Annotated in this window: 21 protein-coding genes; 11 read left to right on the forward strand and 10 right to left on the reverse strand. The window is 39.4% G+C overall.

All coding sequences use genetic code 11. From position 1 onward, the window contains the following. Window positions 1-323, forward strand: a 323-nt coding sequence (locus tag PSH54_RS00005; protein ID WP_273605113.1) for a hypothetical protein, incomplete at its 5' end; no start/stop codon positions are given. Between the two features lies 1 nt (window position 324). Here PSH54_RS00005 and PSH54_RS00010 read toward each other — a convergent pair. From PSH54_RS00010 to PSH54_RS00020, 3 genes are all read right to left on the reverse strand, one after another. Next, on the reverse strand, window positions 325-1,584 hold the full coding sequence (locus PSH54_RS00010; protein WP_096043006.1) for a Y-family DNA polymerase: 1,260 nt from the start codon (window positions 1,582-1,584) through the stop codon (window positions 325-327). Next, window positions 1,572-1,985 (reverse strand): S24 family peptidase, encoded by a 414-nt coding sequence (locus PSH54_RS00015; RefSeq protein WP_004586327.1) that lies wholly within the window; start codon window positions 1,983-1,985, stop codon window positions 1,572-1,574. The genes PSH54_RS00010 and PSH54_RS00015 overlap by 13 nt, the downstream gene beginning before the upstream one ends. Window positions 1,986-2,066: 81 nt before the next feature. After that, window positions 2,067-2,486, reverse strand: coding sequence for a MarR family winged helix-turn-helix transcriptional regulator (locus PSH54_RS00020; protein ID WP_004586326.1), 420 nt, complete (start codon window positions 2,484-2,486; stop codon window positions 2,067-2,069). A 123-nt stretch (window positions 2,487-2,609) separates the two neighbouring features. On the opposite strand from PSH54_RS00020, the gene PSH54_RS00025 reads away from it, so the two are divergent. The 3 genes from PSH54_RS00025 (at window position 2,610) to PSH54_RS00035 (ending at window position 5,760) form a co-directional block, all read left to right on the forward strand. Further along, the gene (locus tag PSH54_RS00025; RefSeq protein ID WP_273605114.1) at window positions 2,610-3,353 is read left to right on the forward strand and encodes a siderophore-interacting protein; all 744 of its coding nucleotides are present in this window, start codon (window positions 2,610-2,612) and stop codon (window positions 3,351-3,353) included. Window positions 3,354-3,493: 140 nt separating this feature from the next. Continuing rightward, window positions 3,494-4,483 (forward strand): LLM class flavin-dependent oxidoreductase, encoded by a 990-nt coding sequence (locus PSH54_RS00030; RefSeq protein WP_273605115.1) that lies wholly within the window; start codon window positions 3,494-3,496, stop codon window positions 4,481-4,483. 281 nt (window positions 4,484-4,764) lie between these two features. Next, window positions 4,765-5,760 carry a patatin-like phospholipase family protein gene (locus PSH54_RS00035; protein WP_029772994.1) on the forward strand — a complete coding sequence of 332 codons (996 nt, stop codon included), beginning with the start codon at window positions 4,765-4,767 and terminating at the stop codon, window positions 5,758-5,760. Between the two features lie 67 nt (window positions 5,761-5,827). Here PSH54_RS00035 and PSH54_RS00040 read toward each other — a convergent pair whose 3' ends face one another. The 3 genes from PSH54_RS00040 to PSH54_RS00050 all read right to left on the reverse strand — a co-directional run bounded on the left by PSH54_RS00040 (window position 5,828) and on the right by PSH54_RS00050 (window position 8,059). Continuing rightward, the gene (locus tag PSH54_RS00040; protein ID WP_273605116.1) at window positions 5,828-6,691 is read right to left on the reverse strand and encodes a DMT family transporter; all 864 of its coding nucleotides are present in this window, start codon (window positions 6,689-6,691) and stop codon (window positions 5,828-5,830) included. Between the two features lie 150 nt (window positions 6,692-6,841). After that, a complete protein-coding gene (locus PSH54_RS00045) occupies window positions 6,842-7,552 on the reverse strand; it encodes an AraC family transcriptional regulator (protein WP_273605117.1) in 711 nt (236 codons plus the stop codon). 75 nt (window positions 7,553-7,627) lie between these two features. Beyond that, window positions 7,628-8,059 carry an Lrp/AsnC family transcriptional regulator gene (locus PSH54_RS00050; RefSeq protein WP_256846491.1) on the reverse strand — a complete coding sequence of 144 codons (432 nt, stop codon included), beginning with the start codon at window positions 8,057-8,059 and terminating at the stop codon, window positions 7,628-7,630. A 167-nt stretch (window positions 8,060-8,226) separates the two neighbouring features. Here PSH54_RS00050 and PSH54_RS00055 point away from each other — a divergent pair, with 167 nt between their 5' ends. The 4 genes from PSH54_RS00055 (at window position 8,227) to PSH54_RS00070 (ending at window position 12,936) form a co-directional block, all read left to right on the forward strand. Then, a complete protein-coding gene (locus PSH54_RS00055; RefSeq protein ID WP_273605118.1) occupies window positions 8,227-9,309 on the forward strand; it encodes an ornithine cyclodeaminase in 1,083 nt (360 codons plus the stop codon). Then, window positions 9,306-10,217: a citrulline utilization hydrolase CtlX gene (ctlX, locus tag PSH54_RS00060; RefSeq protein ID WP_273605119.1), complete on the forward strand. Its 912-nt coding sequence runs from the start codon at window positions 9,306-9,308 to the stop codon at window positions 10,215-10,217. Before PSH54_RS00055 ends, ctlX begins: the two co-directional genes overlap by 4 nt. A 126-nt stretch (window positions 10,218-10,343) precedes the next feature. Then, window positions 10,344-11,765 (forward strand): alanine/glycine:cation symporter family protein, encoded by a 1,422-nt coding sequence (locus PSH54_RS00065; protein WP_273605120.1) that lies wholly within the window; start codon window positions 10,344-10,346, stop codon window positions 11,763-11,765. A gap of 124 nt (window positions 11,766-11,889) precedes the next feature. Continuing rightward, the gene (locus tag PSH54_RS00070; protein ID WP_273605121.1) at window positions 11,890-12,936 is read left to right on the forward strand and encodes a patatin-like phospholipase family protein; all 1,047 of its coding nucleotides are present in this window, start codon (window positions 11,890-11,892) and stop codon (window positions 12,934-12,936) included. Between the two features lie 113 nt (window positions 12,937-13,049). On the opposite strand, the gene PSH54_RS00075 is transcribed toward PSH54_RS00070, so the two are convergent. After that, window positions 13,050-13,331 (reverse strand): hypothetical protein, encoded by a 282-nt coding sequence (locus tag PSH54_RS00075; RefSeq protein ID WP_273605122.1) that lies wholly within the window; start codon window positions 13,329-13,331, stop codon window positions 13,050-13,052. A gap of 251 nt (window positions 13,332-13,582) precedes the next feature. Then, window positions 13,583-14,146 (reverse strand): YSC84-related protein, encoded by a 564-nt coding sequence (locus PSH54_RS00080; RefSeq protein WP_256846496.1) that lies wholly within the window; start codon window positions 14,144-14,146, stop codon window positions 13,583-13,585. Window positions 14,147-14,283: 137 nt separating this feature from the next. On the opposite strand from PSH54_RS00080, the gene PSH54_RS00085 reads away from it, so the two are divergent. Together PSH54_RS00085 and PSH54_RS00090 are read left to right on the forward strand one after the other, a co-directional pair. Beyond that, window positions 14,284-15,495, forward strand: a complete 1,212-nt coding sequence (locus PSH54_RS00085; RefSeq protein ID WP_024032368.1) for a tyrosine-type recombinase/integrase — start codon at window positions 14,284-14,286, stop codon at window positions 15,493-15,495. Beyond that, a complete protein-coding gene (locus PSH54_RS00090) occupies window positions 15,495-16,694 on the forward strand; it encodes a cation:proton antiporter (RefSeq protein WP_273605123.1) in 1,200 nt (399 codons plus the stop codon). The genes PSH54_RS00085 and PSH54_RS00090 overlap by 1 nt, the downstream gene beginning before the upstream one ends. Before the next feature lie 143 nt (window positions 16,695-16,837). Here the strand turns inward: PSH54_RS00090 and ydiJ are convergent, their stop codons facing one another. After that, window positions 16,838-19,885: a D-2-hydroxyglutarate dehydrogenase YdiJ gene (gene ydiJ, locus PSH54_RS00095; RefSeq protein WP_273605125.1), complete on the reverse strand. Its 3,048-nt coding sequence runs from the start codon at window positions 19,883-19,885 to the stop codon at window positions 16,838-16,840. 145 nt (window positions 19,886-20,030) lie between these two features. Between ydiJ and PSH54_RS00100 the strand changes: the two genes are divergently transcribed. Further along, window positions 20,031-20,240 carry a PGPGW domain-containing protein gene (locus tag PSH54_RS00100; RefSeq protein WP_154945509.1) on the forward strand — a complete coding sequence of 70 codons (210 nt, stop codon included), beginning with the start codon at window positions 20,031-20,033 and terminating at the stop codon, window positions 20,238-20,240. Window positions 20,241-20,305: 65 nt separating this feature from the next. On the opposite strand, the gene ppsA is transcribed toward PSH54_RS00100, so the two are convergent. After that, window positions 20,306-22,681 carry a phosphoenolpyruvate synthase gene (ppsA, locus tag PSH54_RS00105; protein WP_054981983.1) on the reverse strand — a complete coding sequence of 792 codons (2,376 nt, stop codon included), beginning with the start codon at window positions 22,679-22,681 and terminating at the stop codon, window positions 20,306-20,308. Between the last annotated feature and the right edge of the window lie 145 nt (window positions 22,682-22,826).

The following is a 22,826-nucleotide window of genomic DNA, read 5'->3' on the forward strand; positions in this document are numbered from 1 at the left end:
ACTCCCCACTGTGTGTGGATAGTCAGTTGAGTTTAATTAACCCAGTTTACCCAGACGCGGGTTTTAAATTAGGCGAGCATATTGCGTTTGAAAGTTTACACAACGGCACCCGTACAACTAAAAAGCCAAATTTTTGTTTTGTAACTAGCTCGTATAAATACAAAAGTGATGGTGTTGATAACAGCTTAAAAATGAGCCGCTGTATTGACCCCAATAACGAAAAAACTATCAGACAAAGCATTAAGTTTACCAGTGTTACAACGCTCAAATATACGCAGAATACCCCCGCAGTAGAGTGCACATTTACAAGGCAGGTTGATTAACTTACTTACAATGAATTTGCGGTATATCGTGCCAGCGCGTTGTGTATTGGGGCGATAAGTAATCTCTGTTCATATGCCAGCCTTGATTTAGTTTGCTGCTGGCTAGGGTGAGTATGCCTTTTCCGTAGCGGTTGTTTATTGTATCAAGACACTGCATTAATTTAGGGTTATCGGCACTTTGGCTAAATAAATCAGTTTGCTGATACTGCACCGAGGTAAGCTCTAAAGCGCCTACACCACATTTATAAAACCGTACACCTGGCTGGTAAATATGAGTAAATACTTCTGATACTGCATTGGCCATTACGCAGGTATCGTTAGTGGGGGTGGCAAATTTATATATAAACGACTTTTTACAATAGCGGTCTTCGTGTTTGCCAGTGGCGGCAAATATATAAAGCTGTTTTGCTAATGAGCGCTGCCCTCGTAGTTTACTGGCAACCGTGGTTACGTGGTTAATAAGGGCGGTTTTAAGTGCAGTAGGCTCACTGATCCGCTCACCAAAGCTGCGAGTAGAATATATTTCTCGCTTATCTTGGCGTACATCGTCCCATGTTAAGCACGCTACACCATTTAGCTCACTTACGGTACGCTCTACCACCACACTAAATGCGCGGCGCATGGTTTTAGGGTTTTGCTGTGCCAGATCCCACGCGGTATGTATGTTCATTATATTAAGCTTTTTAGCTAGGCGCTTACCTATGCCCCATACATCGGCGCAGCTCATTCTTTGTAAAATTGCTTGGCGGCTTTGCTCGTTATTTATAACGGCCACCCCATCAAACCCGCTTAGCTTTTTAGCTGCATGGTTAGCTGCTTTTGCCAAAGTAGGGGTTGGGCCAAAACCAACACCCACAGGGAGTTTAGTTTCGCGCCAAACGGTGCGCCTTATTGTATGCCCGTACTCGTGCCAGTTTTGTATAAGGGGTGTGTAGCCATTAAAGTGCAAAAACGACTCATCAATACTGTATATGTATTGTGTGTCGCAAAAGCGGCCAATTACGTTCATCATTTTGGCGCTTAAATCGGCGTACAACTCATAGTTACTCGAACGTACAACCACCTTGTGTTGTTCAAGCAGGTGCTTAACTTTAAAGTAAGGGCCAAATTTAGGAATGTTTAAGCGCCGAGCTATCGGGCATACCGCACATACGCAGCCATCATTATTAGTTAAAACCACCACAGGTTTAGAGCGAATAGCGGGGTCGAACACTTTTTCGGCACTGGCATAAAATGCAACGGCATCGACTAAGGCGTACATTTTAATAGCTCAGGGCTTGGGCGGTGCATTCTAATCGATAGTGTAACCACTCCCTCTAACTGAAACTCATCAGCTGAGGTTAGTTGTACCGGCTTATGTAGAGGCGATGCAGAGAGTAACCGTGCATTGGTTTTATCTAATAGCTTACACACAAATAAGCCATTTAAGTTAGCAACAATAACATCGCCGTTATCGGCTTGCTCAGCACGGTCTACAAGCAGTAAGTCGCCTTCAAAAATCCCCACCTCTTGCATGGAATTACCCGAGGCAATACCAATAAAGGTGGCGTCGGGGTGCTTTATTAATAGCTCATCAAGAGAAACACCGAGCTCAGCGTATTGCGCCGCGGGCGATTCAAACCCACACACACCAGCTTCTATATAAACGGGAATAACAAACATAACACAACCTAAAACGCATATACTGTATAAGTGTACAGTATATGCGTTTTGTGTAAGTTATGCCAAGAAATGAAAGACAGATCACGCCATGTTTTTGATCATTTGTTGCGCGGTATCTAAAAAGTCTTTGATTTGCTGCGGGTTTAAGTTTTTACACATTTGATCATTTATTTGCTGCTCAGAGGCTAATAACTTATCAAATAATGTATTGCCTTGTTCGGTGAGCGACAAAATAAAGCAGCGTTTGTCGTGCTCACTTGCTTGCTTATTAATAAGGTTTAAGGCAATGAGATCTTTAATTAAGCGGGCAATTTGGGCTTTGTCGCGCTGTGTTTTAGTCACAATGTCGTTAGCGGTACAGTTAGATGTACTGGCAATAATGTGTATACAACGCACGTGCATAGCATTAATACCAAGGTCGCCTGCGTTAATAGCCTCGCGAATTGTTACGCGGTAATTTTGCATCAGCTCAAATAGGGTATTTGATAAAAGCGTGTTCATAAGCTCTCTAATGGTTGACAATATCAATTAGTTTGTTATAGTTGATTTTATCAACCAACGGGGCGTTGTGCAATGCTTGCTTTAAAAAGCAGTTAACTATTTTGTTAAACGAGGTGATTTTAAATGGGTAAACAAGTTCGCAAAGCTACGGTACTAAGTACTGAACAAATAACACCGCATTTACAGCGCATTGTTGTAGGCTCAGATGAGTTTTCGGATTTAACGCAAGCGCATATTGGCAGCTATGTAAAAGTGCTTATTCCCCAAAATGGTAAAGTTGATTTTAATTTAAAAACCGCGTGCATGCGCTCTTACACAATAAGAGATGTGGATGATGTAACGGGCGCGCTAACGCTCGACTTTGTAATAAACATGCACCAAGGTCCGGCTACACAATGGGCTATAACTGCAAAAGTAGGTGACGAGGTTGGCATAGCGGGCCCTGGCCCTAAAAAGCTTGATAATTACCAGCATCCGCATTATGTATTGCTAGGCGATTTAACCTCAGTTAATGCAATAAAAGGGTACATGCAGCAGTTACCCGCCAGCGCAAAAATTGACGCGTTTGTGCATGCCCCTACAGAGCAAGACATTATTGATTTACAAACGCAGCGCGATGTTAATTGGTTAATTACAGATACCCCAGATACCGATATGCTCAGCGCGCTTAACAATTTGCCACACACAAACGAGCCACCTATTGTATTTATGGCATTAGAGGCAGGGTTAGTGCGCAAAGCAAAAACCTTACTTACCCAGGATTTTAATATACCGCGCAGTAATATAGTTTCCTCTGGTTATTGGAGAAAAGGCGTAGACTCAGAGGGTTATAAAAAAGAGCGCCAGCAAAGCCCTGAGCTTGCATAAATACCTTAGAGCAAAACAGCCTAACGCTATTTTGCTTTTATCCGTTACCTAACTTGAATTGAATAAATAGCAGACCCATTTAAGTGTTTTATGCTGATGATGAAGCCCATTGTTAGCATGCATTTTAAGGAGCTGCTATTTTGTTATCTTCCATTCCCTTTTCGTTATTAGAGCTTGCCCCCATGATCAAGGGGGAGAGCGTTTCTCATACGCTCAATAAAACCACTAAATACGCCCAGCGTGCCGACCAATTAGGGTTTAATCGCTTTTGGCTAGCCGAGCATCACAATATGCCCGGTATAATTTGTGCTGCCACCTCAATATTAGTAGGTCACATTGCAGGTAAAACTCAGCGTATACGTGTTGGCTCTGGCGGAATAATGCTGCCGAATCATTCTCCCTTAGTTGTGGCTGAGCAATTTGGTACGTTAGAGAGTTTATACCCTGGACGAATAGATTTAGGCCTTGGCCGCGCTCCAGGTAGTGATCCAGTAACTAGCCGTGCGCTAAATAATGATATGAGCCGCGCAGAAAACTTCCCAGGGGAGGTAACAGAGCTGCAAACATTATTAGGCCCATACAATGGCACACACCCTATACGTGCTATTCCGGGGGAGGACACAAACGTACCGCTTTGGTTATTAGGCTCAAGTTTGTTTAGCGCCCAATTGGCCGCGCAAAAAGGGTTGCCTTATGTATTTGCAGGGCACTTTGCTCCGCGTTTTGTACACGATGCCATTGCGCTATATAAGCGAGAATTTAAAGCCTCAAATGTACTCGATAAACCCTATGTAATGCTTGCCTTACCGCTGGTAGCAGCAGAAACCGATGAAGAAGCGCAGTACCTATCTACCACCTCAAAGCAACGCGTGCTTGAATTAATACGCGGCAAAGAGCTGTGGCTAAAGCCACCGGTAGAGAGTATGGAAGGTTTATGGAGTGAGCAAGAGCGCGCCCACGTAGAAAACTTTTTAAGCTTAAGCGTTGTTGGCGGGCATGTGAGTATAAAACATAAATTACAAATGATAGCGAAAGAGCTAGAAGTGGATGAGTTTATATTTACCAACGATGTTTACGACAGCGAAAAGCGCCACCGAGCTCTAGAAATTTTAATGGAAATAAAGCATTAATTAAAAAAGGAAGTGTTTAGTTAAGCAAGCGTACACACAAGCCTTGCTACTATGTAGACATCATTAAAAGTGAATACAAAATTATTAACTTTAAGTGATGTCTGAACAAACACTTTCGATAATTAAACATACTTAGGTTGCCAAGGATAAGGCCCATTTTGCATTATTTATCGTTCTGTTTTTTCAATCAAACTGATTTAAACAATCAATTTTAAGACATCACTTTTATTTTTTATAATGTAGTTATTAACCAAACATCATAAAATAAAGGAAGGTACACCGTGAACGCTCTAACAACCGCATCGGCTAATTCAGTTACTCATACAGCGCAGCCAAAAGTTGCTCTGATAGCTGAAGGTGGCGGACAACGAGGGATATTCACAGCCGGTGTATTAGATGCATGGTTAGAGCAAAACTACGACCCATTTGATTTATTTATTGGCACCTCTGCCGGCTCGCAAAATTTAACAAGCTATTTAGCGCGTCAAAAAGGTTACGCTAAACGCTTAATTAGAGGGCTTTCGCGTAACAAACGCTTTTTTCAACTAGGGCGTGGCTTAATGGGTAAGCACATTGTTGATTTAGACTGGTACTTTGAAAAAACCACCGAAGTAAACAGAGCCCTTGATTTTAAAACAGCAAAAACCAGCCTAGGTGAGCGAGAGCTGCTTATAACGGCAACCAATGCACGCGACAGAAAAGCCTATTACCTTTCACCTACAGGCGAAGGTAAGCAATGGCGAGATTTGTTAAAAGCATCGAGCGCATTACCTTTTTTGTATAAACAAGGCGTTAAACTTACTCCTTGGTTAGGTACAAAAGCGGCAAACGAAGCGCATTTAGCTGCAGAGCAATCAAGTGAAGATTTTTATTTAGATGGCGGCTTAGCTGCGCCACTGCCTGTACGCGAAGCTTATAACCGTGGCGCACGAAAAATCGTGGTAATTAGAACCGTTGATGAGCATTTTCAGGCGCAAACTGCATGGGTTCAAAAGCTTAGAACATTTGCATGTGCATCAGGCTACTGCCCAAAAACACTTGATTACTTGATTCAACATGAACAAGCATACCTAGACGAGCTAACGTTTATTGCCAACCCGCCTAGTGATGTAGAAATTATACAAATTTTTGCAGACGAAAAGCTGCACAGTAAATTATTAGGTAGCTCAAACGACGACTTACGCTTTGATCATAAGCTAGGTGTAAAAGCAGGCCGCGCTTATTTAAAAAGCCAAAACGCACGTATAGTAGATTACGCACACAGCTACGCTATGTAGCTGTGTATTAACGCTTAAACTTAAATTACCACTTAAGTTTAAGCGTTGGTAAAGTGCCGAGGAAAAATTAAAGCTCTGCTTTTTTTAAACTTATCGATGACTTTTTATTGCTAATCGCCGCGCCTAATAAAATAAGCGCTAAAGCAATAAACACTGACCAACTAAAGGGAGCCTGCGAGGCGAGTATTAAAATAAAAGTAGAAAGCACCGGCGTTAAAAAACTTAACGAAGCTAATAGCGAGCGGTTACCAAATTTTAAACCATAATCCCATAAATAAAATGCACCTCCCACTGGGCCTAATCCTAATAAAATAACGGCTAGCCATTGTGAAACAGACAAACTAATAACGGTTGTTTCAAAATAAGAATGTGCACATAGGGCAAGCACAGCCACAATAAGCGAAAGCCAGCCTATGTCATCTACATGGCTATTAAATTGCGACATTAAATAAGAATAACTAGACCACAATACAGCGCAGCATCCTGCAAAAAAATACCCTAAGTAATACTCACTATTAATAGATAACCCACTGCCATCGGTAATTAAACTAAGCGTGCCTAAAAACCCCAGTAATCCGCCCAATATTGCTTTAAATTTAGACCCAGGGGTAGCCACAAATACACCCAGTAATAATGGCCAAAGGTACACAATTAAGCTTACCTCTATTAAAGGACCGTATTTTAAAGCCATAAAATAACAAAAGTGAAAACCAAATAAGCCGGTAACACCTATTACAATTTGTTTTTTAGAAAGCTTTGGAGGGGTTAATAATGGCTGTTTTGTAGCAAAACGTTTTACTAATAAAATAATAAAAGAAAGTGCAAAGCACATAAAAAGTAACTGAAAAGCCGGGAGTGCTTTGGTTAAATTACCTAGTAATGCTAAAAGCCCCCATGAAAATATTGCTAAAAACCCTATGTGTGTTGCCATTAATTACCCTCCGTAAATACTATGTACTGAGTGTATCAATATAGGTTTTTAAAAATATGCTAAAAAGACGGTGTTATTGTTTGCTCTGACGCTATTTAACCTACGCTCTGCTTGAGCTTGCTTTATTATTTCGTGTTTAGGTTATCTATATTACTGCTTTGCAAACGCTTTAGGTGGCTGTCCAAAATATACATTAAACCGGCGGCTAAACGCAGAGGCATCGTTATAACCAATGCGTTCGCCTACTAAAGCAATCGGTAAGTCTGAATGGGTTAAAAGGGCGCGCGCGTGCTGCATTCGCAACATAGTTAAATATTGCAGCGCACTCATAGTGGTACTTTTTTTAAACACAGTTTTAAATTGTGTAACGCTTAAACAGGCTATATCGGCCAGCTCTTTTAACGTGTAGGGGTAGGCTAAATTTTGCTTAACAGTGGTTATTACATTATCTATTCGCTTATCAATATTACTGTGGCTGCTTTGCTCACAAAGTAATAAGTAAAATAAATCAAAAGTTGAATTAGTAAGCTTTTCATCGCTAACAACGAGCAGTTGTTGCTCTATAAACTGTAAGTAACTTAATAAACGGCTATCTATTGAAATTTTAGGGCATAAAAGGTTAATAAGGTTTTCAGGGAGCGCGTCTAAATCTGCCACAATAAAACGCGCGGCTTCATCGGCCGTAAAGGCATGCACTACGTTTTTCTCTATAACGATACAACTGCCCGTACTCACCGTTGTTTTATAGTCATTATTTAACGTTATAAAAATTTCCCCGTGTAGGGGTAAAACGAGTTGATGGTAATTGTGCTGGTGGCGCTTTATATCTTGCGAATAATACCGAATTGAAAGCTTATTCATTGCCTACTCCAATACCTAATACATAAACCGAGTATTGTCTAAAATACTTTAAGTAAAACATGGCGTTAATTAAACCTAAGTAGATGACAATAAAATACTGGTTTCGCTATTTAAAATGCCTTCTATTTCGCGTACTTGCCTGAGTACGCCATCAAACTCACCTAAATTTTCCGCCTGTATTTCAGCCACTAGATCCCAAGCGCCGTTGGTTGTATGTAACTTTGTTAGCTCTGGTATGCCGCGCATGGTTTTAATTACCTGCGATGTAGATTTACCCACCACTTCCACCATCATTATTGCTCTTACAGCTTCGGTTTCTATGTGTTCGTGTACACGCACCGTAAAGCCTAATATAGCGCCAGATGAGACTAAACGGTCTAAGCGATTTTGCACTGTCCCGCGCGACACCTTTAAAACATCGGCTAGGGCTGAAATAGAAGCGCGGCCGTCTTTTCGTAATTCGGCTATTAATGCGTTATCTAATGAGTCGTAAATGTAAGGGGTCATAAAACGCCTTGGATTATGTGTTTATTACAAATTACTAAATTTGTACTTTATTGCATAGCAGTTTGCTAAAAAATACTATTATTTGTATAAACTTTTAGCATTTTAAGTAACACCTCTGGCCTATAAACTTATTTCAATTAATTTATTTAGTCATTAAAGAGGTATTTATGAGTCATTTTATCGCACAACCTAAACAAGGTGTTCCATTTGTTAGCGTACAGGCAATGGCCAAACTTATAAATAAAGTCGGAATAGAAAACGTATTGCTTGAGCTTACCCAAAGATTAGAACACGACTTTGCTCGCTGGGACGAATTTGATAAATCACCACGTTATGCAGCGCACTCTCCTGATGGCGTAATAGAGCTTATGCCCGTAAGCGACGGTAAAATGTTTAGCTGTAAATATGTAAATGGTCATCCAAAAAACACCTTTAAGGAACTTCAAACCGTGGCCGCGTTTGGTATTTTATCGGATGTTGATAGCGGCTATCCGGTTATGATCAGCGAAATGTGCTTACTAACAGCCTTACGTACAGCGGCTACATCGGCGCTTGTGGCAAAGTACTTAGCGCCTAAGCACTCAACAACGCTTACATTAATTGGTAATGGTGCACAGTCTGAGTTTCAGGCATTAGCTTTTAAAGCCGTATTAGGCATTACTCACATTCGTTTATACGATATTGATAAAAATGCCTCACAAAAAGCCTACAACAACTTAAGTGGTTACGGCTTAAATGTAACTCTATGCAATAGCGCAGAAGAAGCCGTACAAGGCGCGCACATTATTACCACCTGCACAGCCGATAAAAAAAATGCCACTATTTTAACCAGCGATATGATCCCCCAGGGCGTGCATTTAAATGCCATTGGTGGGGATTGCCCTGGTAAAACAGAGCTTGATTCACAATTATTAACGCGCGCAAATGTGTTTGTAGAGTACGAACCGCAAACCAGAATAGAGGGCGAAATACAGCAAATGAACGAAACCTTTGCCGTAACAGAGTTTCATAAAGTAATTAATAAACAAACACCTGGGCGTACAAGTAACGACGAGCTTACTATTTTTGATGGGGTAGGCTTTGCAAGCGAAGACTTTACCGCGATGGTGTATATTAAAGACGCGCTGGTGGCTGCGGGTGAGTTTGAACTACTTGATTTAATTACACAACAAGCTGATCCGCGTAATTTATTTTCGGTACTAAATAGTACACAAACATCTAAAACACCTAAGCAAGAGCAAGTCGCATGAGCCTCATAAAGCAAGCACCAACAGCGGTGGTGATGGTGCGCCCGCATCACTTTACATCTAACCCACAAACCATGTTAGACAACACGTTTCAAAGTACCTGTAACTCACAAAACCAGAGCCAGCTTGCCTTTGACGAAGTCACTAATGCGGTTAAATTATTACAAAACGAGGGTGTAACGGTTCATCTTTTTGAAGACGAACATACACACACGCCCGATTCTGTGTTTCCAAATAATTGGTTTTCTACCCATCAAAGTGGCGAGCTAGTTATGTACCCAATGTACGCAGAAAACAGAAGGTTAGAATATCGAAAAGATATTATTGATTTTTTGACTAATCACTATAAAGTGTTGTCTGTGACTGATTATTCATTTTTAGCGAAAGAAAATGCATTTTTAGAAGGCACAGGATCGCTTGTTATTGACCACCCCCATAAGCTTGCTTATGCAGTAGAATCTAAGCGCACTACTAAAACCGTGGTTAATACAGTGTGCGAGCAATTAAAGCTAAAACCAGTTGTATTTAACGCCTACGATGAGCAAGGCACTGCGGTTTATCATACTAATGTATTAATGTGTGTAGCCACAGAGTTTGTCATGATCAGCTTAAATATGGTGCCAAATAGTCAGCACAAACAATTAACTAGCCATTTTATACAAAGCCATTTAGAAGTAATAAACTTATCTAATGAGCAAATAAGTAGCTTTTGCGGCAACGCAATAGAGTTACAAGGTACAAATGGTCGTATTTTAGCACTCTCACAAACGGCGTTTAATGCACTTACAACCGAGCAAAAAGCAGCAATACAAAAAACAGCTAAACTTGTTCCGTTACCTATACCAACCATAGAGTCGGCGGGAGGTTCGGTTAGATGCATGATTGCTGGCATACACCTGCAAAGTAAATAACCTACCACTAAGTCAACATACTAAGGCAGCTTAGCTGCCTTAATCTATGGCTAACATGCATTATTAAATGCCAATTACTCAACTGCGCGCTGAGTAAAAACATAATAAATACAAAAGGATTAGCCCATGTTCGATACCGTAGTAAAAAGTGTAAATGGCCTATTATGGGGAGAAGGCCAAATACTAATCTACATACTACTGTTTGCAGGTATTTGGTTTTCGGTACGTTTAAAAGCAATTCAAATAGTAAAATTTAAACACATGTTTAGCCTGTTAAAAGGCAGTAGCAAGTGTAAAAAAGACGACATTTCATCATTTCAAGCGTTGTGTACTGGCTTGTGTGCCCGTGTAGGTACAGGTAACTTAGCTGGGGTCGCTGTTGCAATTTCACTAGGCGGAAGCGGCGCCATATTTTGGATGTGGGTTATAGCCATACTCGGGATGGCAACCGGCTTTGCCGAAAGTGTATTAGGGCAAGTGTATAAAGTACGCGATAGTAGTGGCGAATTTAGAGGCGGCCCCGCCTATTATATTCAACAAGGTTTGGGCAGCCGTGCCTTTGCTATTGTGTTTGCCGCGTGTTTATTTTTAGGTTATGGCTTTACCTTTAGTGCCATGCAAACCAATACCATAACAGACGCCCTTAACTATGCTTTTCAAGTACCTACCTTTTATTCTGGGTTAGTTATTACCGTATTAGCAGGCTCAATTATATTAGGTGGCTTTAAAGCCATTGCTCGCTTTGCTGAGCGAGTAGTGCCATTAATGGGCATATTATTTGTAGCCGCGGCGGTTATTATTACGATTATGAATTTACCGCAAGTGCCTGCCATGCTTAAAGATGTGTTTTTATCTGCCTTTGGTTTACAAGAAGCCGGCGCAGGAGCAATGGGCGCTGCCATTAAAAACGGTATACAACGCGGATTATATTCTAACGAAGCCGGCGCAGGTAGTGTGCCGCATGCTGCAGCAAGCGCAAGCCCAATGCCTAATCACCCAGTTACACAAGGGTATATACAAATGCTTGGCGTGTTTTTCGATACAATTGTACTTTGTAGCTGTACCGCGGTAGTTATTTTATTGGCCGATGTAGATATAAGCGGCGAAATGGAAGGCATACGTTTAACCCAAAGCGCCATGACCGCACATTTAGCACAAGGCGGTGTGTACTTTGTTGCGGCAGCCATAACCTTATTTGCTTTTACCTCGGTAGTGGCCAACTATGCTTACGCCGAAAGTAACCTGCATTTATTTAAGCTCGATAACAAAGTAGGGCGCACAATTTATACATTACTTTATTTATCAATGATGCTGTGGGGCGCATCAGCATCTCTAAAAGAAGTCTGGGATTTAGCCGATATAGCATTAGGGTTAATGACAGTGGTTAACGTAATCGCTATTATATTGCTCACGCCCACTATTTTGTCTGTTAATCGCGACTACAACACACAAAGAGAAAAAGGCATAGAGCCCGAATTTAAAGTAAAAGACGTTAAAGTACAGGGTAAATGCGAAAGCGGCATTTGGGATAGATTCCCGTATTTTTAGCAATTTTAACGATAAAAAGCGGTTTTATGGCAACATAAAACCGCTTTTTAATTTTGCATAATTATTCGGTTTTGGGTTATGTGAACAGCACTAAAATATAAGAATAATAAGGTAAACTGATTTAATGATCGACATTCACGCAGGTAAAACAGCAGCAAAAATTATTAACGAGCAGGGCTTTAAACCCGAGTTATTTACCTCTTTTTTAGGGGCAAGTGGCGGGCCTAAATGGTTTACATTATTTGGCTTAGACAAATATATTTTTGGTGAGTTTTTTAAAAAACGAACCCAACCACTTAACTTAATTGGTTCTTCTGCTGGCGCATTTCGATCAGCCTGTTTTGCACAAAACGACCCCGTTGCTGCCATTGAGCGTTTAGCAAAATCGTATTCGCAAACGCGCTATTCTAGTAATAAACCAACACCTGCTGAAATTACACTAAAAGCCCGCGCATTATTAGATGATGTATTTGGGGAGCATGGCGTAACCGAAATTTTAAATAATCCTATTTTTAAAGCGCATTTTATAGTGGCAAAATCGAATGGCTTTATTGCTAGTGAAAATAAATTAATACAGCTTTTAGGTTTATCAAAAAGCTATATGCTTAATCGGGTTAACCGAAAATTATTAGGCTCGCAGTACGAGCGATTTATTTTTGGCGCGCCAAACAGCAATTTATCAATAACCGACAGTTATAATTTTAAAACCCAAAACATACCACTTAGCCAAACAAATTTAAAAGATGCCTTACTTGCATCAGGCTCTATACCCCTTGTTATGCAAGGCATAAAAAATATTGCAGGCTCGCCACCCGGTATTTATCGCGATGGCGGAATAATTGACTACCACTTTGATTTAAAAATTAATAACCCAGGCTTAATTTTATATCCGCATTTTAATAGCGAGCCAAAAGCAGGGTGGTTTGATAAAAATTTAAAACGTAAAGTGGCACCACAAAATTACGATAACGTGGTGATGATCACCCCATCAAAAGAATTTATAGCGGCTTTACCTTACGGAAAAATTCCAGACAGAAATGACTTTACAGATCTTGATGCAGACACACGTATAAAATATTGGAATACCGTTTTTAGTGAAACTGAAAAGTTGGCTGAGGCATTTGATAAAAATTTATCAATGCAAAAAATTGAATTGAAGCCATTAAGTTAAAAAATATATTTGACTGTAAACTAATAAAATACGGAAAGTAACATTAAATGAAAGGGCGAAAAAGCCCTTTATTTGAGAGATTAAACTGTAGATCATTAAACGATATTTTATCTTTAAAACCTAAAGTGAGAGTTTATTTTAGATAATTTTACATTATCTTGTTGTCCACAATATAGGCACATAAAATTATAAATACCTTCGCTACCACTTGTAGCGCTAAAACCATCACCTCTATGTGCAATGAATTCAGAGGTACATGTATGACAATAAACATCAAAAAATTTATAAGCATAACCGCTAACTATACTGCTAGATTCTAGAGTAGAGGAGTTAACGTATTCTCCAAACTGGTTTTGGATTGAGAGTTTGTTTAATACTAATGATTGGGCTGCCATAATATCTTCCTGTAATTGCCTTATGTACAATCATTGTAACACCACTTTAGTTATAATGGTGTGCCTTTTGGTTATAAGAGTCTTATTAACTTCACGCATTTTCTGAGTATACAAATATTGTAATGTTAAGGTAGGTTTTGTATGAGATAACTCATCACAACCCATAAATTACGTTATGTTAAATTAACTAGTTTATAAGAAAGCGAGCGTGATTATACAAACCAGCCCGCTTTTAGGAGAGTAATTAGGTGTTAATTTAGCTCAGAATCTACCCAAAATTTAGTGCCTTTTAGTACTGCTTGAAGTGCAAGGCCATTTTCGGTTAAAGAATATACGGTAACTTGGTCGGCAATGGCTTCTGCAACCAGTGCTCCACCTTTATCTTCGTATTTTGCTGCTGCATCTGCGTTTCCGCCAAAGGCCCAACCGTGTTCAATAAATCTATTTACTGCCGCTTGGTTATGAAAAACCATAACAACGTTAAAATCTTTAACGCCTAAACCAAGCCCTAAACCGGCTTCACCCATATTCATGTAGGTTGATTTACCCGTTAAGTTATTTTTTACTACACCGTACCCGCCACCAAAACTAGCTAAAACGACATTTACGTTTGCGTTATCAAATACGGCGTAACCGGCAGAATTGGCAATTTGTTTTTTAACATCGGGTTTTTGTGCATATAATTTGTCGAGGGTATTGTTTTTCATGCTTTGAACTAAAGCACGTTTTTCGCTAGGTGAAGCACTGCCTGTGGTAGCACAACCTGTTAGTAATACAGTTATTGTAAGTAGGCCTAACACTATAAATTTTTTCATAAAACTTTCCTTAATAAGATTTATACCAATACACAACTATGTATAAATAAATACACTTTCACTATGTCCAATACTAGACAGTATCGGACTTTAACGTTAAACTGTAAGTCTATTATTTTATTGAATATTTATACATTATGCTTGTCGCTTTAGTTGATACGTTAAAACAATTAAGATACCAAATTGCTCATCTTGACGACGGTACTCTAAACTCAGAATACCCAGAACTTGCATCCTTTATACAGCAAGTTGGCTTGACTGTAACTGAATCAAAGGACGATCTTAAATTTTTATACCAATTTTTATATGTGTACGGCCGAAAATCTGAGGCAACATTTAATCGTTTTCGTAATGAGCTTGAACGATTTTATTTGTGGTCTTGGCTAATTGCCGAAAAATCTGTATTTAGTTTAAAGCGCGAAGACATTGAAGCGTATGTTGATTTTATGGCTGAGCCAGATAAAAAATGGGCATCAACTTCGGTGCAATGGCGTTACAAAGATGAACAAGGTATTCGTCGATTAAATCAAAATTGGCGCCCTTTTATATTAAAAGATTCAATTGCGAGCCAGCAAACATTAGCGGCTATGTTTACTGCGCTAAATGTATTTTATAAGTTTTCTATTTTAGAAGAAAAAACGTTTGCTAACTTTGTACCTGTAGTGAAAAAAAATAGCCCCTATTTGGTAGTTCAATCTCAAATTCAGATCCCAGACACCTTAAGTGACATACAATGGGAATATGTATTTGGCGTAACACGTGATTTATGTGAAAAAAAACCAGAGCTTGAACGTAACCTATTTACGCTCGCGTGTTTAAAAGGGCTATATTTACGTATATCAGAATTATCAGAGCGCCCGCAGTGGTCGCCAGTTATGTCACACTTTTGGCAAGATAATGACGGTTTTTGGTTTTTACGTATTATGGGTAAAGGTAATAAGTTGCGAGATGTTACGTTAAGTGATGATTTTGTTGAGTATTTAAAACGTTACCGATTATACAGAGGGTTACCCGCCCTACCACGCGTTGATGAATCTGAGCCATTGGTGCATAAAATTCGTGGCCAAGGTGGGATGACCGTTAGGCAAATTAGGCGTTTAGTGCAGCAAAGTTTTGATTTAGCTCAGCAATCGTTACTTGATGACGGGTTTAAAGATGATGCAGAACAACTTGAAGCGGCCACAGCCCATTGGCTTCGTCACACGGGTGCAACACATGATGCGCAAACTCGACCGCTAAAACATTTATCGGAAGATTTAGGCCATTCAAAAATTGCGACAACCGATCAAATTTACATTCAAACAAATATTAAAGAGCGAGCAAAATCAGGCGTTAAAAGGAAAATTTAATGGAATACATAGTAATAGCATTTATTGGTTTTTTATTTTTAGTTTATTCAATTTCAATAAGGCAGTTAGAGCGCACAGAAATAACAGGCCCTATGTTTTTTGTTATTGGCGGCATGTTTTTGGCGTTTTTACTTCCTAATGAAGGCGAAAAATTAAAAACAGGAATAGATTATTTATTACCACTGATAGAGCTAACGCTAAGTATATTTTTATTTTCTGATGCGGCTAAATCTAAGTTAGGTGTATTGAGGCATAGTTTTCAATACCCTAGCCTATTACTATTCGTTGCCCTACCCTTAACTTTATTGTGCGGTATTGGTGTTAGCTTATTTTTATTTGCAGAGTTGTCGTTAATTCAATCGGCACTGCTGGCAATTATACTTACACCAACCGATGCAGCTTTGAGTAAAGGGTTATTGCAAAGTACACAAGTGCCCGAAAAAATCAGGGAAGGTATAAATACCGAAAGCGGATTAAACGATGGCTTATGTGTACCCGTATTTTTAATTTTTATTTTATTAGCTAAAAACCCTGACTCTGCTATTACTGCTTCACATACATTAGGTGTGTTTTCAAGAGAGCTTGGCTTAGCATTATTGATTGCTGGTTTTTCTATAGCGATATTTATTCCGGCATTAAATTTTGCAATGCAGCGCCATTACTTTGCAAAAAGCACCAGCCCATTTTTACTTTTAGGTTTTGCGATGGCGGTGTTTTCTATCACACAATATTTTCATGGCAGCGGGTTTATAGCGGTGTTTATAGCAGGTTTGTTATTTGATAAATTTTCTAAAACTGACATTCGCGCTGAGCTAATAGAAGATTCAGAGCACATTGCTGATTTTACTTCGTTAATGATTTGGTGTTTATTTGGATTTGTTTGTGCGTATTTAGTAATACCCAAATTAAATACAAATATAATTGTGTATGCCTTACTAAGCACTACATTAATTAGAATAATTCCGGTTATGTTATCGTTACAATTTACAGCACTTAATTGGAAGGAACGTTTTACTTTTGCATGGTTTGGGCCACGCGGTTTGGCATCTATTGTTTTTACTTTAATGGTAATAGACACGCAAATAGAAAATAAATACGATATTGCCACTATTGCAATGACCACTATTTTATTTAGCGTGTTTATACATGGTATAAGTACAAAGCCAATTGCAGATAGCTTCGTTAAAAAATATAAATAGCGTTTATAAAAATTAGCGAATTTATTGCTTTGGTATAAACACGTTTTTTAGCTTTAAAATAAATCACTTAACTAAGCGAATTGGTATTAATAAAAAAGGCGTAACTTATTTTTAAGTTACGCCTTTTTTATTTTTAACTTTTACTAGCTAAGTACCTGAGCGAGCAACTCTATTGGGTGCTTTGGTTTAAATTGCTCAAAACGTTTTACTTGGCTGCGACACGAAAAACCGGTAGATAAAAGTTGCTCTGGATTATTTTTATCTACTATTGGTTTCCAACTCATTTCGTACAGTGCACGGGAATTTTCTTGGTTTTGTGCTTCATGGCCATAAGTACCGGCCATGCCACAACACCCAGTATTGGTTGTATTTAGGGTTAAACCAATATCAGTAAAAATTGTTTTCCATACACTTGCCGCTTTTGGTAAAGCGGTTGTTTCTGTACAGTGGCTCAGTAATGTAAATTCAGTGTCAGTTTTTTGTTTAGCCGATAATGATTTAAACGATTGAGTTTGTAACCATTCATGGGCAAGTTGTACATGAAACTCGCCGCGATTATTTTCTAAAATGGTTTTGTATTCATCGCGATAACACATAACTAACGATGCATCTAAACCAACCAAAGGCGAATTAATATCAGCGAGTTTATTTAAAAAATCTGCGCCATTTTTTGCGGTTACTTTAAACTCATGCAAAAACCCTTTTACGTGTTGGGCTTTACCATTAGGTTTAAACGGTAATAGCATCGGCTTTTTACCCAGCGCGGTGATAAGTGTTATAAAACTTTGGACTAACTCGGCTTCGTAAAAGCTGGTAAACGGATCTTGCACTATTAGCACATAGTCATTTTGTTCATCGCTTGAAAGTGAATTTAATAATTCAAAATCAAATTTATGTGCTTTTGCTACGCGCTTTTCAAGTGAAGGCACACTTAATTGGGGTGTATCTATATACCCTACTGTTTTTTTAATTAAACTACTTACTAAGTTTGTTTTAACAATTGGGTTGATCACGCGTGCAAATTTAGACATTACAGGCGCCGAACTTTCAATGTTAGCGACTAAATAATCTTTAAGTGGGCGCGCGTAATAACTGTGATAATAATTTAAAAAGCGTGCTCTAAAAGTAGGTACATCCACTTTTATAGGGCAAGATGTTGTACACGCTTTACACGCTAAACATTCATCCATTGACTCTTTTACTTCGTGAGAAAAATCGTAAACACCTTTGTTTTTTTCACGGCTATGAACAAAACGCTCCCACCAGGTAATAACTTCGCCTTTGTTAAGCTCTTTTTCTACTTCGAGTAAATCTACATTTTTAGTCTCTTGAAGTCGTAACCATTCTCGCATTAATGTTGCGCGGCCTTTTGGCGAATGCCTGCGATCGCCGGTTACTTTATATGAAGGACACATGGGAGAATTTTCGTCGTAGTTAAAACAAATCCCGTTACCATTACAGGTCATCGCATTGTTAAAACTTGTTTTTACATCGATAGAAATTTGCTTATCGAAGTACGAACGTTTTTGCCCATCTACACTAACTAGTGAGTCCTCACTTTCTATAGGAGTACATATTTTCCCAGGGTTTATTCTGTTATTAGGGTCGAACGCTGTTTTTATTTTACGTAGTTGTTTAAATAAATGCTCGCCAAAAAACTCAGGGCCGTATTCACTTCGGTAACCTTTACCATGTTCGCCCCACATTAAGCCGCTGTATTTAGCGGTGAGTTTTACAACTTCGTCTGAAATTTTACGAAGCAGTTTTTCTTGTTCTGGGTCGCACATATCTAGCGCCGGGCGTACATGTAAAACACCCGCATCAACATGGCCGAACATACCGTATTGTAAATTATGGCTATCGAGTAATGCTCTAAATTCTACAATGTAGTCGGCTAAGTTTTCTGGCGGTACGGCGGTATCTTCAGCAAAGGCCAATGGCTTTTGGCTGCCTTTGACATTACCGAGTAATCCGACAGATTTTTTACGCATTGCATAAATTTTTAAAATGTCACTTTTACTGCTAGTTAATTGATAGCCAATAACACCATTGGTTTGATTTGCTACGCATTCATCTAATAATGTGCAAAGTGTGTTTACTTTGTCTTTTATATCTTCAGGTGATACTGCATTAAACTCAACCATATTGAGTCCTTGCATATCTTTATTTGGTACATCGGTTATTAAGTCCGATACTGAATGCCAAATAATATCTTCGCGAGCCAGGTTTAATACTTTGCTATCGACTGTTTCTACCGATGTTGCACGCGCATCAACTAAAAAGGGAGAGTGGCGAAGTGCCGAATCAAAACTGTCGTATTTAATATTTATCAGTGTTTTAAATTTGGCTATGGGAGTTAGGTTTAATTTAGCTTCAGTAACTATACCTAGTGAGCCTTCTGATCCGGTAATTAGCCTACTCATATCAAAAGTTTGTAAGTCATCACTTAGCACATGCTCTAGGTCATAGCCGGTTAAAAAGCGATTTAAGCGAGGAAACTTGTCTAAAATAGCTTGGCGCTCATTTAAAGAAATTTCCAATACTGTTTTGTAAAGGCTACCGATTAATGATTCTTGCTCGGCTATTACTTTGGCTTTTTCTATGTCTATTGGTGATGTCACCATTGGGCTGCCATCGACTAAATAGGTAGTAAGTCCTAAAACATGGTCGCTGGTTTTACCGTACACTAATGAACCTTGACCTGATGCATCAGTACTGATCATTCCGCCAATGGTTGCTCGGTTACTGGTTGATAAGTCGGGTGAGAAGAAAAAGCCGTACGGTTTTAAAAAGTCGTTTAATTGATCTTTAATTACACCTGTTTGTACTCTAACCCAACCTTCTTCAACGTTAATTTCGAGTATTTCGCGCATGTAGCGAGACAAATCAACCACTATTCCTGGTGTGAGTGATTGCCCATTAGTACCTGTACCACCACCACGAGGGCCAAAAGTAAGCGACAAAAATGGGTCGCGAGATGCTGTTTGCAATGCCAGTTGAATGTCTTTTTCGGTTTTAGGAAAAATAACACCTTGTGGGATTTGCTGATAAATACTGTTATCGGTAGAGGCGGTTAAACGCGTTGCATAGCTTGCATCGGTGTCTCCACTAAACCCCTGATTTTTCAGTGTACTTAAGTAGTTTGCGACAAGCTCGGTCGCTGCATCTTGCTGTGTAATTGTTGCTATCATGACGGCGATAATTTAAGGCATTTGTGTAATTATATCATGGTGATGGCTAATAGAAATTGAAGATTTTACAGTTTGTAACACTCTTTTTATCGTATTTTGAGGTTCTGTATTTATAATCAAGTTAAACCAATGTGTAGAGATTTATATGAAAAAATTACTATTACAGATCATAGGTGTGTTGTTTATTTTGCTGGGGCTATTTTTTGCTGTAGTTCCAGGCCCGTCACTAATATTTTTTATGGCGGGGTTACTGTGCTTTTCGTTTTATTACCCAAAAGCGAGGCATTATTTAAAACTATGCCAAAAAGCCTTAACTAAATCGTGTAATTATTTAGATAAAAAATTAGCACGCTAAATTATGCCACATACAAAAATGCCAGCTTAATAGCTGGCATTTTTATTTGTTACGGATACTGATGATTACTTAGCAAGTTTGTCTGCTAGGTATAACCATGTTTCTAGTACTGTATCTGGATTTAGTGAAACAGAATCAATGCCCTGCTCTACTAACCATGCTGCAAAGTCTTCATGATCTGAAGGACCTTGACCACAAATACCTACATACTTGCCCTTTTCTTTAGCGGTTTTAATTGCCATAGAAAGTAGCTTTTTAATCGCAGGATTACGCTCATCAAATAAATGTGCAATTAGGCCTGAGTCACGGTCAAGACCAAGTGTTAGCTGAGTTAAATCGTTAGAGCCGATAGAAAAACCATCGAACATCTCTAAAAATTCATCCGCAAGTAATGCATTTGAAGGAAGCTCGCACATCATGATTACTTTTAGACCATTTTCACCACGTTTAAGGCCATGCTCTTCTAGTAATTCGATAACACGTTTACCCTCTTCAAGGGTACGTACGAACGGGATCATGATTTCTATGTTGGTCATACCCATGGTGTTTCTTACGCGTTTAATTGCTTCACACTCAAGGGCAAAACAATCACGGAAGTCTTCAGAGATATAACGTGCAGCACCACGAAAACCAATCATTGGGTTTTCTTCTTCAGGTTCGTACTGCTCACCACCTACTAAGTTTGCATATTCGTTTGATTTAAAATCAGACATACGCACAATTACACGCTCTGGTGCAAAGGCACAGCCTAGCGTTGAAATACCTTCTACTAATTTAGAGATATAAAACTCTACCGGCGATTCGTATCCGGCAATAATGTCGGTGATTTCAGCTTGTAACGCAGGAGATTGTGCATCAAAATTTAATAGCGCTTTAGGGTGAACACCAATCATGCGGTTTATTACAAATTCAACACGTGCAAGGCCAACACCTGCATGTGGTAAACGTGCAAAGTCAAACGCGCGGTCTGGATTACCTACGTTCATCATCACTTTCATTGGTAGTTCTGGCATTTTATCAACGCGCGACGTTAATATTTCAAAATCTAAAATACCTTCGTAGATGTAACCTGTATCGCCTTCAGCACATGATACTGTTACTTCTTGGCCTGCTTTAATTAAATCGGTTGCGTTACCACAGCCAACTACCGCAGGAATACCGAGTTCACGGGCAATGATTGCTGCGTGACACGTACGCCCACCACGGTTTGTAACAATGGCAGCGGCGCGCTTCATGATAGGTTCCCAATCTGGGTCGGTCATGTCGGTAACTAAAATGTCGCCTTCTTGTACTTGGTCCATTTCTTTAATTGAATCAAGCACACGAACAACACCACTACCAATTTTATGACCAATTGCGCGGCCTTCAGCAATTACATTGCTTGTGCCATTTAATTGAAAACGCTCCATAATATTGGCATCTTCGTTTGAGCGAACGGTTTCTGGGCGCGCTTGTACTATGTACAATTTGCCATCGTTTCCGTCTTTTGCCCATTCGATGTCCATAGGACGACCGTAGTGCTTTTCGATTATTACAGCTTGTTTTGCAAGTTCTTGCACTTCTTCATCTGTAATTGAAAATTTGTTTGAAAGGCTTGGCTCTACGTCAACAATTTCTACTTGTTTGCCGTGTGCCTCATCTGTTGAGTAAATCATTTGAATGGCTTTTGAGCCAATATTACGACGTACTACTGATGGCAACCCTTTTTGTAATGTTGGTTTATGAACATAAAATTCATCAGGGTTTACTGCGCCCTGTACAACCATTTCACCCAAACCGTAGCTTGAAGTAACAAATACAACGTCTTCAAAACCAGACTCTGTATCAATACTAAACATAACACCTGATGCTGATTTATCTGAACGTACCATACGCTGAATACCAGCAGATAGTGCAACACCACGATGATCGTAACCTTGGTGAACACGGTACGATATGGCGCGGTCGTTAAATAAAGAAGCAAATACGTGTTTAATAGCGACCATTACTGAGTCGATACCACGAACGTTAAGGAAGGTTTCTTGTTGGCCTGCGAATGATGCATCTGGCATATCTTCAGCGGTGGCTGATGAGCGTACTGCAAATGATACATCGGCTGATGTATCGCCATGAAGTTGGCTGTATGCGTCGCGAATGGCTTGGTCTAGGTTAGGTTGGAATGGGGTATCGATAATCCATTGACGGATATCGGCACCGACTTTAGCGAGTGTATTTACATCATCAACATCAAGTGTATCTAAAATGTCGTGAATTTTTGCATTGAGTCCAGATTGCTCTAAAAACTCATTGAAAGCGTCGGCTGTAGTGGCAAAACCACCCGGAACCTGTACACCTGCGTTAGCGAGGTTTGAAATCATTTCACCCAGTGAGGCATTTTTGCCGCCAACACGAGGAACATCTTGCATACCAAGCTCTTGATACCAGAGAACGTATTCTTGCACGGGTCTTTCTCCAAAAAACAAATTGTAGTTGTAACTGTGAGAGTTAAGAAAGAAAACCTTTTATAAAGGTCACCTTCATTCTACACTGGCATTAGACCTCACGTAAACCGTGAGTAAGCCATTTTAGGTATTAAACGTAATAAAA

The sequence above is a fragment of the Pseudoalteromonas sp. Angola-30 genome (genome assembly GCF_028599215.1).
In the GTDB taxonomy this organism is placed as follows: Bacteria; Pseudomonadota; Gammaproteobacteria; order Enterobacterales; family Alteromonadaceae; genus Pseudoalteromonas; species Pseudoalteromonas atlantica.

Bases quoted from the DNA above. Each gene is read 5' to 3' on its own strand.
- PSH54_RS00075 (WP_273605122.1), bottom strand. From the start codon at position 13,331: ATGGCAGCCCAATCATTAGTATTAAACAAACTCTCAATCCAAAACCAG.
- PSH54_RS00010 (WP_096043006.1), bottom strand. From the start codon at position 1,584: ATGTACGCCTTAGTCGATGCCGTTGCATTTTATGCCAGTGCCGAAAAA.
- PSH54_RS00080 (WP_256846496.1), bottom strand. From the start codon at position 14,146: ATGAAAAAATTTATAGTGTTAGGCCTACTTACAATAACTGTATTACTA.
- PSH54_RS00055 (WP_273605118.1), top strand. From the start codon at position 8,227: ATGAGTCATTTTATCGCACAACCTAAACAAGGTGTTCCATTTGTTAGC.
- PSH54_RS00050 (WP_256846491.1), bottom strand. From the start codon at position 8,059: ATGACCCCTTACATTTACGACTCATTAGATAACGCATTAATAGCCGAA.
- PSH54_RS00020 (WP_004586326.1), bottom strand. From the start codon at position 2,486: ATGAACACGCTTTTATCAAATACCCTATTTGAGCTGATGCAAAATTAC.
- ctlX (WP_273605119.1), top strand. From the start codon at position 9,306: ATGAGCCTCATAAAGCAAGCACCAACAGCGGTGGTGATGGTGCGCCCG.
- PSH54_RS00100 (WP_154945509.1), top strand. From the start codon at position 20,031: ATGAAAAAATTACTATTACAGATCATAGGTGTGTTGTTTATTTTGCTG.
- PSH54_RS00085 (WP_024032368.1), top strand. From the start codon at position 14,284: ATGCTTGTCGCTTTAGTTGATACGTTAAAACAATTAAGATACCAAATT.
- PSH54_RS00065 (WP_273605120.1), top strand. From the start codon at position 10,344: ATGTTCGATACCGTAGTAAAAAGTGTAAATGGCCTATTATGGGGAGAA.
- PSH54_RS00040 (WP_273605116.1), bottom strand. From the start codon at position 6,691: ATGGCAACACACATAGGGTTTTTAGCAATATTTTCATGGGGGCTTTTA.
- PSH54_RS00045 (WP_273605117.1), bottom strand. From the start codon at position 7,552: ATGAATAAGCTTTCAATTCGGTATTATTCGCAAGATATAAAGCGCCAC.
- PSH54_RS00025 (WP_273605114.1), top strand. From the start codon at position 2,610: ATGGGTAAACAAGTTCGCAAAGCTACGGTACTAAGTACTGAACAAATA.
- PSH54_RS00015 (WP_004586327.1), bottom strand. From the start codon at position 1,985: ATGTTTGTTATTCCCGTTTATATAGAAGCTGGTGTGTGTGGGTTTGAA.
- PSH54_RS00070 (WP_273605121.1), top strand. From the start codon at position 11,890: ATGATCGACATTCACGCAGGTAAAACAGCAGCAAAAATTATTAACGAG.
- ydiJ (WP_273605125.1), bottom strand. From the start codon at position 19,885: ATGATAGCAACAATTACACAGCAAGATGCAGCGACCGAGCTTGTCGCA.
- PSH54_RS00090 (WP_273605123.1), top strand. From the start codon at position 15,495: ATGGAATACATAGTAATAGCATTTATTGGTTTTTTATTTTTAGTTTAT.